This window comes from Kerstersia similis, from assembly GCF_965139615.1.
Lineage (GTDB): Bacteria > Pseudomonadota > Gammaproteobacteria > Burkholderiales > Burkholderiaceae_B > Kerstersia > Kerstersia similis.
Genome location: NZ_CBCSIQ010000002.1, coordinates 171,196 through 184,076 on the forward strand (window position 1 = coordinate 171,196; position 12,881 = coordinate 184,076).

Consider the following 12,881-nt stretch of genomic DNA (forward strand, 5'->3'; position numbering starts at 1 on the left):
AGGGGACATAGAACATGAGCACACTCGTAGAGATCAAAGTACCGGACATCGGTGACTTCGACAGTGTCGAAGTGATCGAGGTGATGGTTGCGGTTGGGGACACGATCGAAGCCGAGCAAAGCCTGATCACGGTGGAGTCTGACAAGGCTTCGATGGAGATTCCGGCGTCGCAAGGCGGCGTGGTGAAGTCGGTGAAGGTGAATGTTGGCGACAAGGTCAAGGAAGGCTCGGTGATCCTGGAAGTGGAGGCTGGTGCCTCCGCCCAGGCGGCTGCTGCGCCTGCCAAGGCCGAAGCGGCCGCTGCTCCTGAACCCAAGGCCGCTGCGGCTGTCGAGGCGCCGGCGGCGCCCAAGGCGGAAGCTGCGCCTGCCGCCGCACCGGCTCCCAGCTCGGAAAAACCGACACCTACCGCTGCCTTGGCGCCTGCCGATCTGTCGGGCAACAAGCTGGCTCATGCCTCGCCTTCGGTGCGTAAATTCGCCCGTGAACTGGGGGTGGACCTGCTCAAGGTGAAGGGCAGTGGCGCGAAGCATCGCGTTACCCATGAGGATGTGCGCCAGTTCGTGAAACAGGCGCTGTCCGCTGGGGTCGTGTCGCAAGGCGCGGCTGCCGCTGGTAGCGCCGATGGCGCCGCCCTGGGCCTGTTGCCCTGGCCGAAGGTGGACTTCACCAAGTTCGGCCCGATCGAAGCCAAGCCGCTGTCGCGCATCAAGAAGATTTCTGGTGCCAACCTGCATCGCAACTGGGTCATGATCCCGCACGTCACCAATAATGACGAAGTGGATATCACGGAACTGGAAGCGCTGCGCGTGACCCTGAACAAGGAATACGAAAAGGCGGGTGTGAAGTTCACCATGCTGGCGTTCCTGATCAAGGCCGTGGTTGCCGCGCTGAAGAAATTCCCCGAGTTCAACGCCTCCCTGGATGGCGACACCCTGGTGCTCAAGCAGTACTACCACATCGGCTTTGCTGCTGATACGCCCAACGGGCTGGTCGTGCCGGTCATTCGCGATGCTGACAAGAAGGGTATCGTCGAACTGGCCAAGGAAATGTCCGAGCTGGCCAAGAAGGCTCGCGACGGCAAGCTGTCGCCCTCCGAAATGCAAGGCGGCTGCTTCTCCATTTCGTCGCTGGGCGGCATTGGCGGCACGCACTTCACGCCTATCATCAATGCGCCTGAAGTCGCTATCCTCGGGGCCTCCCGTTCGTACCAGAAGCCGGTTTGGGACGGCAAGCAGTTCGTGCCGCGCCTGACGCTGCCGCTGTCGCTGTCTTATGACCACCGCGTCATCGACGGTGCTGCCGCCGCCCGCTTCAACGCCTATCTGGGTACGTTGCTGGCCGACTTCCGCCGCATCGCTCTGTGAGGATTGGGATATGAGCACACTCGTAGAGATCAAAGTACCGGACATCGGTGACTTCGACAGTGTCGAAGTGATCGAGGTGATGGTTGCGGTTGGGGATACGATCGAAGCCGAGCAAAGCCTAATCACGGTGGAGTCTGACAAGGCTTCGATGGAGATTCCGGCGTCGCAAGGCGGCGTGGTGAAGTCGGTGAAGGTGAATGTTGGCGACAAGGTCAAGGAAGGCTCGGTGATCCTGGAAGTGGAGGCTGGTGCCTCCGCCCAGGCGGCTGCAGCGCCGGCTGCTGCGCCTGCCAAGGCCGAAGCGGCGCCGGCTGCCAAGGCTGAAGCGGCAGCAGCTCCCGCGCCGCAAGCCGCCAGCTTTGGCGGTTCGGCCGACATCGACGTTGATGTCGTGGTGCTGGGCGCAGGCCCTGGCGGATATTCCGCCGCTTTCCGTGCCGCTGACCTCGGCTTGAAAGTTGCGCTGGTCGAACGCTACAGCACGCTGGGCGGCGTCTGCCTGAATGTGGGCTGCATTCCGTCCAAGGCACTGCTGCACAGCGCCTCCATCATCGACGAGGCCCGTGCGCAGGCCGCTCACGGCATCAGCTTCGGCGAACCGGTGATCGACCTGGACAAGCTGCGCAGCTTCAAGGAAGGCGTCATTGCCAAGCTGACCGGCGGTCTGGCCGGCATGGCCAAGGCGCGCAAGGTGGAAGTGGTGCAGGGCACCGGTCTGTTTGCCGACCCGCATCACATCAAGGTTGCGCTGGCAGCTGGCGGTGAAAAGGTGGTGCGCTTCAAGCATGCCATCATCGCAGCGGGCAGCCAATCGGTGAAACTGCCGTTCCTGCCGGAAGATCCTCGTGTCGTGGACTCCACTGGCGCGCTGGAACTGCGCAGCCAGCCGAAGAAAATGCTGATCGTCGGTGGCGGCATCATCGGCTTGGAAATGGGCACGGTGTACTCCGCACTGGGCGCACGCCTGGATGTGGTCGAAATGCAGGATGGACTGATGCAAGGCGCTGACCGCGATATGGTCAAAGTCTGGCAGAAGCACAATGCTGCGCGTTTCGACAATATCTGGCTCAAGACCAAGACGGTGGGGGCCGAAGCCCGCGAAGACGGCATTTATGTCAGCTTCGAAGGCGAGGGCGCGCCGACCGAACCGCAACGCTACGATCTGGTGCTTCAGGCCGTTGGCCGTCGTCCCAATGGCAAGAGCATTGATGCCGACAAGGCTGGCGTGCGGGTCGATGAGCACGGCTTCATTGCCGTGGACGAGCAAATGCGCACCAACGTACCGCACATCTTCGCGATTGGCGATATCGTTGGCCAGCCCATGCTGGCGCACAAGGCAGTGCACGAAGCCCATGTGGCAGCGGAAGTCATTGCCGGCGAAAAGGCAGCGTTCGAGCCTCGCGTCATTCCGTCGGTGGCTTACACCGATCCGGAAGTGGCATGGGTCGGCCTGACTGAAGACGACGCCAAGAAGCAGGGCGTAAAGATCACCAAGGGTGTATTCCCCTGGGCGGCATCTGGACGCGCCATTGCCAATGGCCGCGACGAAGGTTTCACCAAGCTGATTTTCGATGCGGAAACGCATCGCGTTCTGGGCGGCGGCATTGTCGGCACCCATGCGGGCGATTTGATCAGCGAAGTGGCGCTGGCGGTGGAAATGGGCGCGGACAGCGTCGATATCGGCAAGACCATCCACCCGCACCCGACGTTGGGTGAGTCGGTGGGCATGGCCGCCGAAGCCGCCGAAGGCCACTGCACAGACCTGCCTCCGGTACGCAAGAAGTAAGCCTGCCGGGCTTGTTGCCGGGTATCAGTACGTTGCGATACCCGCTTGAATGCCTCCCGCAAGGGAGGCATTTTCATTGCGGCATGGCGGCAGGCGCAGCGCTGCCCTGGCAAGCTTATTCTTCGTTCCAGCCTGACAGCACTATCTTGCCAATGGTGCGGCCGCTTTCAAGCAAGGTATGAGCCTGGCGCAAGTTGGCTGCGTTGATCACACCGAGACACTGTGTTCGGGTGGTGGCTATTTTTCCCTGGTTCGCCAGTTCCGCCACCTGTTTCAGAATGCTCTGCTGGATGGCGAGATCGGCTGTTTGCAACAGTGACCGAGTGAACATGAATTCCCAGTGGATCGACAAGCTTTTGCGCTTGAGGGAAACAATGTCGAGTGACTGCGGGTCGTCAATGAGTGCAATACGGCCTTGGGCAGCAATCAGCGCCACGATGTCGGGCAGGTAGTGCTCCGTCTGTGCGGTGGAAAACACGAAGGCCGGCGCACCCAGGCCCAGTGCTGCGACCTGTGGCGCCAGTGCTTGACGGTGATCAATGACATGGTGCGCGCCCAACTTCCTGACCCAAGCCACGGTTTCAGGGCGTGACGCCGTGGCGATGACCGTCAGGTTCGTCAAGGCGCGAGCCAGTTGGATGGTCATGGAACCCACGCCCCCGGCGCCGCCAATCACCACGATGGCTGGCGCGGCACCAGCGATAGGCTGCTCGACCTTCAAGCGATCGAATAAGGTCTCCCATGCTGTCAGTGCAGTCAACGGCAAGGCCGCGGCCTCCTCGTCACCGAGCGCCGCCGGGGCATGAGCGACCAGCCGTGCATCGACCGCCTGGCGCTGGGCATAGCAACCGGGCCGGTCTATCGCTCCTGCATAGAACACACGGTCACCCGGTTGAAAGCCGGTGACACGCGTACCAACTGCATGCACGTGACCGACAGCATCCCAACCCAGGATGCGCCAGGTACCTGGCGCGGGCTGTGCGGATGCCCGCACCTTTGTGTCCGCCGGATTGACAGCGATAGCCCGCACTTCGACCAGCAGATCCTGTTCACCGTATTCCGGGTCAGGCAAATCGAGATCGAGCAGCGCTTGAGGCGCGGAAATAGGAAGAGGGTGATTGAAACCGATGGCTTTCATGATGCACTCCGTGGTGGATAGACAATGGAAGCCATTTTTGCTGCTATCGTCGCTTTATGTAAGAACGCACATAATCTGCATATAGTGTCTAAAAATATACTGTAAGGCGCGACAATGGCCCGCATTCCTCACCCGTCCTTTGACTGTGCTGCCGGTTGCACGGTGGAAGCCACACTTAAGCTGATCGGTGGCAAGTGGAAAGGGGTCATCCTCTACCGCTTGCTGACCGAGCAGGTTCTTCGCTTCAACGAACTGCGCCGGCTACTACCCAATATCACCCAACGCATGCTCACCAACCAGTTGCGCGAGCTGGAAAGCGATGGGCTGATTGCACGCAAGGTCTATCCCGAGGTTCCTCCCAAGGTGGAGTACCGGCTGACGGATTATGGCCAGACTTTGGCGCCGGTCATCCATGCGCTGAAGGCATGGGGAGACCGCCATGTCGGGATGCAAGCCGCGCAATCCGCCTGATTGCAGCACGCCGGCTTGCCGCAACTGGATGGGGCCAGTCTGTCTGTCAGCGAGTCCGGGCACAGCCATGTCAGCCGCATGGTGGATATCCAGTCCATGCTTCGGGCGGTCTTGGTATTGTGAAACGTGCCTTTTCAGTAGCTACCAATCCGTAGAAACGGCCGGTGGCCCTTGATGAGTGGGAAAAAGCGGCAATACTTCTTCAGCCAGTTCCTGAATCAGCTCGGCTGCCGGCCGCTGCGCGAACTGGATGCCCAGGGCGGCATGATTGACGCCTGCCTCACGCCATACTTCAAGTAGCGCGATCAGGCCGTTGCGGCCGGTGCGCAAGATATGGCCGCCTTGCAATGGCGTGCGTGGGTGGCGAGGGTCATCGACCAGATCCAGCCATTCATTCGTCATATGAGGCCGGAAGCCGCCGTCAGGGATCAAATCACGCCAGGCGCGGATCTTGCCTGCCAGACCTTGCGGTCCTTGGGGCGTGTGTGTGGCATCGGGAGAGGTCAGCCACCCATCGGCATGTGCGGCGATCCACGCCAATGATTGCCCTGACGAGCCGGTGACGATGAGCGGAATCCTGCCTGACACGGACTTGGGCAGGAGTGCGGCATCAGCAATATGCCCCAGGGGGGAATCAATGCTCAACATGCCTGTCTGCATCAGTTCACGGAAGTAGGGGACTGCCTGCGAAAATCGTTCGCCGCGCTCCGCATGGGGAATGCCATAGGCCGGGAATTCGATGGGCCGGTCTCCCGAGGCAATGCCCAATACCAGGCGGCCGCCGGATAGCTGGTCGAGAGTGGCCGCTGCCTTGGCCAGGTCGATGGGATGGCGCAGCGAAAATAGGGTGCTGCCGGTCGCCAGCGCCACATTTTCTGTTCTTGCGGCGAGAAAGGCCAGATAGCTGAACGGATCGAAGACCTGGCCGGCATCACCAAACCTGGGGTCGAACAATGGCACATCACGCACCCATACGGCAGCAAAATTATGCTGATCGATGGTTTCGACCAGTTTCGCTTGCCCGGCCAGGACACGCATATCGCCAGTGTAGAAGCGTAATGGCAGAAAAATGCCCAGGGTCAGGCGGTCGGGCGCGAACATACGCCGGTAGCCAGGGTGATGCTGGAATGCGGAAAAAGAGGCGCCCTCGACAAGGGCATGTTTCGTCGTGGTTGTCATGATGCGTGCCGCGCTGCTCAAGCGCCTGTTGCCGGGGCGGGCAGCGTGATGCCTTTGCGCACGGCGGGTCGTTGCGCCACACGCTCATGCCAATGGCTCAGGTGTGGAAACTGGCTGAAATCAAAGCCAACGACGCGGGCGATATGTGTCCATCCGAAGTGAGCAATATCGACAATGGAATAGTCATTGCCCGCCAGATAGGGATGTCGGGCCAGGCGCTCATCCAGCACGGTGAATAGACGATCCGTCAGGACGCGGAAATGCTCAATGGCGACAGGCGTTTTCTCTGTGGCGGCGAGTTCAAAATGCACTCGCTGCCCGATGATTGGGCCGACGCTGGACGCATGGAATTGCAGCCACTTGATGGTTTCCCAACGGCCCACCGGTTCCTGCGGCAACAGTTGACCGGTTTTCTCGGCCAGGTAAAGCAGAATGGCGGCCGATTCGAACAGCGTAATGCCAGTTGCCGTATCCACGATGACAGGAATTCGGCCATGTGGATTCAGGGCCAGAAACTCAGGTTGCCGGTGTTCTCCGGCATCGATGCGGATGTGGTGCAGGCGGTAGGGCAGTGCCAGCTCTTCCAGGGCGATAGTGGCTTTGAAGCCATTGGGAGAGCTATCGGTATATAGGTCTATCATCGGAAAATACCAAAAATATAGTTTTACTAAAGTTGTTATAAAAACCTAAACTCAAGCTTCATCATGACGCTTGCCAGCCAAAGAGCAAACTGATCATTTTTCATCTGAATCTTTAGAGAAACTAAATTTCATGGCAGCATCTGTTCCTTTACAGGCCTTGCGAACCTTTGTGGAGGTCGGGCAGCGTGGCAGCGTCAAGGCGGCGGCGGCAGCCTTGCATGTCACCTCCGGTGCGGTCAGCCAGCAGATCCGCCTGCTGGAAGATCGGCTGGGCCTGGCGCTATTCACGCGGGAAAGGCAAGGCTTGCGCCTGACGGAAGCGGGAGCGAGCGTCCATCCGACTTTACTGGACGCCTTCAGGCAGATCGACAGTGCCGTTGATGCGTTGGAAGCTTTCCAGGGGCGGCAGACCCTGACGATCAGTACCGTGCCGTCCTTCGCGGCGTCCTGGCTGGTGCCGCGCCTGGGGCGTTTCAGGCAGCAGTACCCGCAGATAGAGGTTCGTGTTGAAGCGACATCCGCATTGGTGGATTTGCGGCGTGATCGGGTCGATGTGGCGCTCCGACATGGGCTGGGTCACTACCCCGGCCTGGAGGTCATCCGTTTGATGGCGCCGGTGCTGGTGCCGGTGGCGAGTCCGGATGTGATGGCGGGGCGCGAGGCCATGCAGGCGCCGGAGAATTGCCTGGATTATCCTCTCTTGCAAGACGCTGATCGGGCAGACTGGCCGCTTTGGTTTGCCGCGCATGGTGTGGCCGATGACCCCAGGGCGGAGCGCGGTTCGGCGTTCGAGGATGACTATCTTCTGATACGTGCAGCGGTGGCAGGCCAAGGGTTGGCGCTGGTGCCGCAGGCGTACGCGCTCGAAGAAATAGCCGCTGGCCGATTGGTGCAGGTGCTGGACAAGCCCTGGCCGGCACGCTTCGCCTATTACCTGGTGGCATTGGCCGATGCCATGCAGCGCCCCGAGGTCAGGGCATTCGTGACATGGATCCGGGAAGAGGCGAAGGCATGAACCCTGACCTCGGGCTGCTGGCCAGGACAAGTGACAGGAGCGCCTTGCAATCGGCCATCCTGCCTGCTGCGGCCAGGGGCCGAAGCGGGATAGAATAGAGGATTGGTTGCCGCGGCCATGCTGGACAGCGCCGCGCCGGATGTTTTCCTTTTATGCGCGTGTGCCGCGCCGTTTTCTGCCATGCCTTCCATACTTGATGATGCACAAGCCACTTTGACGCAGTGGCTGTCATACCTTGAATCAATACATGCCAAGTCCATCGACATGGGGCTGGAGCGGGTCAAGGAAGTGGCAGGGCGCCTGGACCTGAACTTTGACGCCGTGATCTTCACGGTGGCCGGCACCAATGGCAAAGGTTCCACCTGCACCATGCTGGAAGCCATCCTGCAGTCGGCGGGCTACCGGGTAGGGCTGTACACCTCGCCGCACTTGATGGTTTTCAATGAGCGTGCCCGCGTGAATGGCGAGTACGCCACCGATGCACAGCTGATCGAACATTTCCGCAAGGTGGAAGCCGCACGGGGTGGCGTCTCCCTGACATACTTCGAGTTCACCACGCTGGCCATTCTCAGCCTGTTCGCGGCATCGCGTCTGGATGCGGTGGTGCTGGAAGTCGGCCTGGGCGGCCGTCTGGATGCGGTGAACATCCTGGATACCGATTGCGCCATTTTGACGAGCGTGGATATTGACCACACCGAATGGCTGGGCGATACGCGCGAGGCGATCGGCTGGGAAAAAGCCCATATTTTCCGCAAGGACAAACCCGCTATTTGCAGCGATCCGATGCCGCCGGAAAGCGTGGCCCGCTATGCCGAGGAAATCGGTGCGGATCTCTGGCAATTCGGTCGTGATTTCAACTATTCCGGTGATCGCCAGCAATGGGGCTATGGTGGCCGGAATCAGCGTCGCCGTGCCTTGGCTTACCCCGCCTTGCGCGGCGCCAACCAGTTGCTGAACGCATCGGCTGCGCTGGCCGCGCTGGAGTCGGTGCACGAACGTTTGCCGGTGCCGCAGCAAGCCGTCCGCATGGGTTTGTCTCAGGCATCCTTGCCAGGCCGGTTCCAGATCCTGCCGGGCCAGCCCGCTGTCATCCTGGATGTGGCCCATAATCCCCACGCCGCTGCCGTGCTGGCGCAGAATCTCGACAACATGGGGTATCACCCTTATACCTATGCCGTGCTGGGCATGCTGTCGGACAAAGACTGTGATGCCGTCATTCGCACCCTGGGCCGCCGTATTGATGGCTGGTACTGCGCTAGCCTGGAAGGGCCGCGCGGCACCAACAGCAAGGATTTGGCTGCAAAGGTCAAGCACGCGCTGGAAATTCAACCGGGTAAGGAAGGCGAACCAGCGGTGCATGAATATGAGAATGTCCGGGCGGCCTTCGCGGCGGCTCGCGAGGCAGCTCAGGACAATGATAGAATCGTCGTGTTCGGATCGTTCCTGACGGTTGCGGGAGCCTTGGAAGCCTTGGGCCGTACGGCTGGCGTTCAAGGCTGATTTTCAGGGCTGGCCTGGCCAAACGGGCCATCCGATTTCTTTTACGACGGTTACGACGGGCGCATTTCATGGGTTTGTTTTCTCGCCAGAGCAAAGACAGCCAGGCAGACTCTTCTGTCAGGCGACAGCGGACAGGCGTATCCAGTGAATCTCAAGCCAGGGCGCTGCGTGTGAAGGCGCGCCGGCGGTTGGCCGGAGCACTCGCCATGGTGCTGGCTGCCGTTGTGGTGCTGCCCATGGTGCTGGATTCCGAGCCCGTGCCGGTGGCAACGGATGTGGCCGTATCCATTCCCGAACTGATTGCACGCCCCATCACCCCTGAGGTGGTGGCTGACGCCTCGAGTGCGTTGACGCCCAGCACGCCGGAAAATACAGAAACGGCACCACCCGCTGCGCCGGAAGCGCCTTTGAACCTGCCTCCGGTCGCGCAAGCGCCACGGGTGACGCCGCCGGTCGAGACGCGTCCGCCGGCTCGTACGCCAACGCCTGCTCCGGCGCCGGCACCCACCCCTCAGCCCAGCCGCGATTCGCAGCGCACCGATGACGGCGCGGTCGCATTGGCGCTGCTGGAAGGCCGCAATGTGCAGTCCAACCGTCCGCAGCCTCGCCCGGCAAGTACGCCGGCCGCGCAGCAGGGGCGTTTCGTCCTGCAGGTGGCGGCTTATACGACGGAAGCCTCGGCGGCCGCTCGGCGCAATGAACTGCATGCCGCAGGCATCACCAATGCCTATGTCGAACCCATCACGGCCGGTGGCAAGCGCCAGTTCCGGCTGCGCGTGGGGCCATTCCCTTCGCGCGATGCGGCGCAGGCCGCACAAGCCCGTTTGCGTACCTTGGGATACGACAACGGTTTCATCGCTCCGCAATAAGAACGGCTGCTCACCTATACACAAGACATCGCAATGGTCTCTGCGCTCCTGCTCCTAGGGATGGCGAATGATGCTTCCGCCGGCAAGCTCGGCAGCAGCAGGTTCCCGGCCAAGCCGGAGCAGGGGACATATGAATGCGATATCGGCTCCTGTCCGGCGCAAACGCCTGCCGGAGCCGGCTCATGACGGCCTATGACATCGTTGTGCTGGTCGTGCTCGGCGCTTCCTGTGTGCTGGGCTTGATTCGCGGGCTGCTCAAGGAAGTGCTCTCCCTGCTGGCGTTTGCCGCTGCCACGCTGGCAGCCATAGGGTGGGGGCCGCTCATGTATGAGTGGCTGATGCCTTATCTCGAAGCGCCCATGTTACGCATGGTGCTGGGCTATCTCATTGTATTCATTGCAGTATTGTTGCTGGTCGGGTTATTGAACATGACACTGGCGGCGCTGGTGCGCACCACTGGCCTGACGCCGGCTGATCATGGCCTTGGCGGCTTGTTCGGCCTGTTGCGCGGCGTGGTGCTGGTGTTGGTCGGTACGGCCATCGCAGGATATACCCCCATGCCCGAGCAAGTCTGGTGGAAGGACGCGATGTTTGCAGGAACGGCACAGAATGCCGTTTCCGAAATTACAGCCTGGCTGGGCGTGCATGGGCCGGACTGGCTGCCGGAGTGGAAGGAACCCGTTCGGCCCACGGAAATCAGCCCGGGCGCACTCGAAGCCCTGTCGGGCAAAGTGATATCGGTTCAGGATATGCAAGGAGGGTCCGCCCAGGGCGCAGGTCTTTGACTTTCGGCCCAAGCGTGAGCCTCGCCTAGCGTACGGGGCCCGGCAGCATCGTTTTAAATTCGGGGCCCTCAGGCCCCACCCAGTAGTGGCGGAACTGCGCCAGCCGTCTGGTGCAAATGTCCCGTTTATTCAACAGGAACCAAGCATGTGTGGAATCGTCGGGGTTGTCGGACGCAGTCCGGTCAATCAATTGATCTATGACAGTCTGTTGCTTTTGCAGCATCGTGGGCAGGATGCCGCCGGCATCGTAACGATGCACGAAAGCCGCTTCAATATGCACAAGGCCCATGGCCTGGTGCGGGATGTTTTCCGAACCCGAAACATGCGCTCGCTGCCTGGCAATGCTGGCCTGGGCCATGTGCGCTATCCCACCGCAGGTTCCAGCGACAGCGTCGAAGAAGCCCAGCCGTTCTATGTGAACGCGCCTTTCGGCATTGCCTTTGCGCACAATGGCAACCTGACGAACTGGCGTGAATTGCGGGAATCGCTGTTCCGCATCGACCGCCGCCATATCAATACCAATTCCGATTCGGAAGTGCTGCTCAACGTCCTGGCGCACGAGCTGCAACAGGCTGCGCAAGGCGTGTCGCTGGATACCGATGCCATGTTTGCCGCCGTGAATGCGGTGCATAAGCGGGTGAAGGGCGCTTATGCCGTCGTAGCGCAGATCTCGGGTTACGGCCTGCTGGCTTTCCGCGACCCGAACGGCATCCGGCCTCTGTGCCTGGGGCACCGTGACGAAGGGAAGGGCGATGAGTGGATGATCGCTTCGGAGTCGGTCGCTTTGGTTGGCTGTGGTTTCTCGTTCGTCCGTGACATCCAGCCGGGTGAAGCGGTCTTCATCGACCTGGACGGCAACCTGTCGCAACGCGATTTCGAAGGCGCAACGGTTCATACGCCTTGCGTATTCGAGTATGTCTATTTTGCGCGCCCGGATTCGCTGATGGATGGGGTGTCGGTCTATGACGCACGTCTGCGCATGGGCGAGAGCCTGGCCGAAAAGGTTGCGCGCCAGCTGCGCCTGGGCGATATCGACGTGGTCATGCCGGTGCCTGATTCCTCGCGGCCTGCCGCAATGCAGCTGGCTGCCCGCTTGGGCCTGAGCTATCGCGAAGGCTTGATCAAGAATCGCTATGTCGGCCGTACCTTCATCATGCCGGGGCAGGCAGTTCGGAAGAAATCGGTACGCCAGAAGCTCAATGCCATCGACATGGAATTCCGCGGCAAAAACGTGCTGCTGGTGGATGACTCCATTGTTCGCGGCACGACCAGCCATGAAATCGTGGAAATGGCGCGTGCGGCAGGAGCCAATAAGGTCTATATGGCATCGGCAGCGCCGCCTGTGCGTTTTCCGAATGTCTATGGTATCGACATGCCGACGCAGACGGAATTGATTGCGCATAATCGCAACGAAGAGGAAATCGCACGCCGGATAGGTGTTGATGCGTTGATATTCCAGGATCTGGACGCCTTACGCAACTCGATCACGAAAATCAACCCGGCGCTGCAAGCCTTTGAGGATTCCTGTTTCAGCGGCAAGTACGTCACCGGGGACATCGACGCAGCGTATCTGGAACGGCTGGCATCCGGCCGGGATGTCGCGCCGCCGGAAGGCGTAGGATTGCCATCGGGCGGTAGCGACAACGAAAACGGCGCGGATTGAGCTTGAGTGTCAGTCAAGCGGATTCCGTGGCCATGTAAGCATGGCCACGGAGACTGGAAGATTCGTTGGCAAAACACCTGGGCGGTGCGTAGGCGCTGCCCAGGTGTTTTTTTATCGTGAGGCAGTCCGATGTGATGCGAATCCGTGGATTGAAACGAAGATGGACGCTTCGCCGTGCTGCAGCGTTCCCGTGTATGACCGCGCAGGCGTATATGGCAATGATCGCCAAACGTGATGAACGTGATGAAGGAGGGGCTTGGGATCGAGCGACACAGGACAGGATTTTCATCCAGATATCGTACTTAACATAATATACATTATGCGCTATTTGTAGCGGCAGATCGGGGCAGGAATCGTCAGCTTTGAACTTGGCCTTGGGCCTGCGCTCAGGCACAGATTTTGTCTTGTGCTCAGCCTATCCTCTATGATCATGGCTGCCTGAGGTTTTACCATCCGGGCCTGACTGA

At 60.5% G+C, this 12,881-nt stretch carries 9 protein-coding genes and 2 pseudogenes; 8 read left to right on the forward strand and 3 right to left on the reverse strand.

Annotation, left to right across the window (positions count from 1 at the left end):
* The first annotated feature begins 14 nt into the window (after positions 1-14).
* On the forward strand, positions 15-1,367 hold the full coding sequence (gene aceF, locus ACNA1V_RS02070) for a dihydrolipoyllysine-residue acetyltransferase (RefSeq protein ID WP_415831920.1): 1,353 nt from the start codon (positions 15-17) through the stop codon (positions 1,365-1,367).
* 10 nt (positions 1,368-1,377) lie between these two features.
* Entirely contained in the window at positions 1,378-3,153 is a 1,776-nt protein-coding gene (lpdA, locus tag ACNA1V_RS02075; protein ID WP_415831921.1) for a dihydrolipoyl dehydrogenase, read from the forward strand.
* A gap of 115 nt (positions 3,154-3,268) precedes the next feature.
* Here lpdA and ACNA1V_RS02080 read toward each other — a convergent pair whose 3' ends face one another.
* Entirely contained in the window at positions 3,269-4,291 is a 1,023-nt protein-coding gene (locus ACNA1V_RS02080) for a zinc-binding alcohol dehydrogenase family protein (protein ID WP_415831922.1), read from the reverse strand.
* Between the two features lie 114 nt (positions 4,292-4,405).
* Here ACNA1V_RS02080 and ACNA1V_RS02085 point away from each other — a divergent pair.
* Positions 4,406-4,759, forward strand: a pseudogene (locus tag ACNA1V_RS02085) (winged helix-turn-helix transcriptional regulator); the annotation flags it as partial.
* A gap of 144 nt (positions 4,760-4,903) precedes the next feature.
* On the opposite strand, the gene ACNA1V_RS02090 reads toward ACNA1V_RS02085, so the two are convergent.
* Positions 4,904-5,863, reverse strand: a complete 960-nt coding sequence (locus ACNA1V_RS02090; RefSeq protein ID WP_415832025.1) for an LLM class oxidoreductase — start codon at positions 5,861-5,863, stop codon at positions 4,904-4,906.
* Positions 5,864-5,958: 95 nt separating this feature from the next.
* Positions 5,959-6,582, reverse strand: coding sequence for a glutathione S-transferase family protein (locus tag ACNA1V_RS02095; RefSeq protein ID WP_415831924.1), 624 nt, complete (start codon positions 6,580-6,582; stop codon positions 5,959-5,961).
* A 130-nt stretch (positions 6,583-6,712) separates the two neighbouring features.
* On the opposite strand from ACNA1V_RS02095, the gene gcvA reads away from it, so the two are divergent.
* From gcvA to purF, 5 genes and pseudogenes are all read left to right on the forward strand, one after another.
* Positions 6,713-7,597, forward strand: coding sequence for a transcriptional regulator GcvA (gene gcvA, locus ACNA1V_RS02100; RefSeq protein WP_415831925.1), 885 nt, complete (start codon positions 6,713-6,715; stop codon positions 7,595-7,597).
* 180 nt (positions 7,598-7,777) lie between these two features.
* Positions 7,778-9,097, forward strand: a complete 1,320-nt coding sequence (gene folC / locus ACNA1V_RS02105) for a bifunctional tetrahydrofolate synthase/dihydrofolate synthase (protein WP_415831926.1) — start codon at positions 7,778-7,780, stop codon at positions 9,095-9,097.
* A 68-nt stretch (positions 9,098-9,165) separates the two neighbouring features.
* Positions 9,166-9,966: an SPOR domain-containing protein gene (locus ACNA1V_RS02110; RefSeq protein WP_415831927.1), complete on the forward strand. Its 801-nt coding sequence runs from the start codon at positions 9,166-9,168 to the stop codon at positions 9,964-9,966.
* A gap of 182 nt (positions 9,967-10,148) precedes the next feature.
* Positions 10,149-10,631: pseudogene (locus tag ACNA1V_RS02115) on the forward strand (CvpA family protein); the annotation flags it as partial.
* A gap of 265 nt (positions 10,632-10,896) precedes the next feature.
* Positions 10,897-12,414, forward strand: coding sequence for an amidophosphoribosyltransferase (gene purF / locus ACNA1V_RS02120; protein ID WP_415831928.1), 1,518 nt, complete (start codon positions 10,897-10,899; stop codon positions 12,412-12,414).
* The last annotated feature ends 467 nt before the right edge of the window (positions 12,415-12,881 follow it).

Coding starts and splice junctions, on each gene's coding strand:
- ACNA1V_RS02090 (WP_415832025.1), bottom strand. CDS start 5,863: ATGTTCGCGCCCGACCGCCTGACCCTGGGCATTTTTCTGCCATTACGC.
- purF (WP_415831928.1), top strand. CDS start 10,897: ATGTGTGGAATCGTCGGGGTTGTCGGACGCAGTCCGGTCAATCAATTG.
- ACNA1V_RS02110 (WP_415831927.1), top strand. CDS start 9,166: ATGGGTTTGTTTTCTCGCCAGAGCAAAGACAGCCAGGCAGACTCTTCT.
- lpdA (WP_415831921.1), top strand. CDS start 1,378: ATGAGCACACTCGTAGAGATCAAAGTACCGGACATCGGTGACTTCGAC.
- ACNA1V_RS02095 (WP_415831924.1), bottom strand. CDS start 6,582: ATGATAGACCTATATACCGATAGCTCTCCCAATGGCTTCAAAGCCACT.
- gcvA (WP_415831925.1), top strand. CDS start 6,713: ATGGCAGCATCTGTTCCTTTACAGGCCTTGCGAACCTTTGTGGAGGTC.
- folC (WP_415831926.1), top strand. CDS start 7,778: ATGCCTTCCATACTTGATGATGCACAAGCCACTTTGACGCAGTGGCTG.
- aceF (WP_415831920.1), top strand. CDS start 15: ATGAGCACACTCGTAGAGATCAAAGTACCGGACATCGGTGACTTCGAC.
- ACNA1V_RS02080 (WP_415831922.1), bottom strand. CDS start 4,291: ATGAAAGCCATCGGTTTCAATCACCCTCTTCCTATTTCCGCGCCTCAA.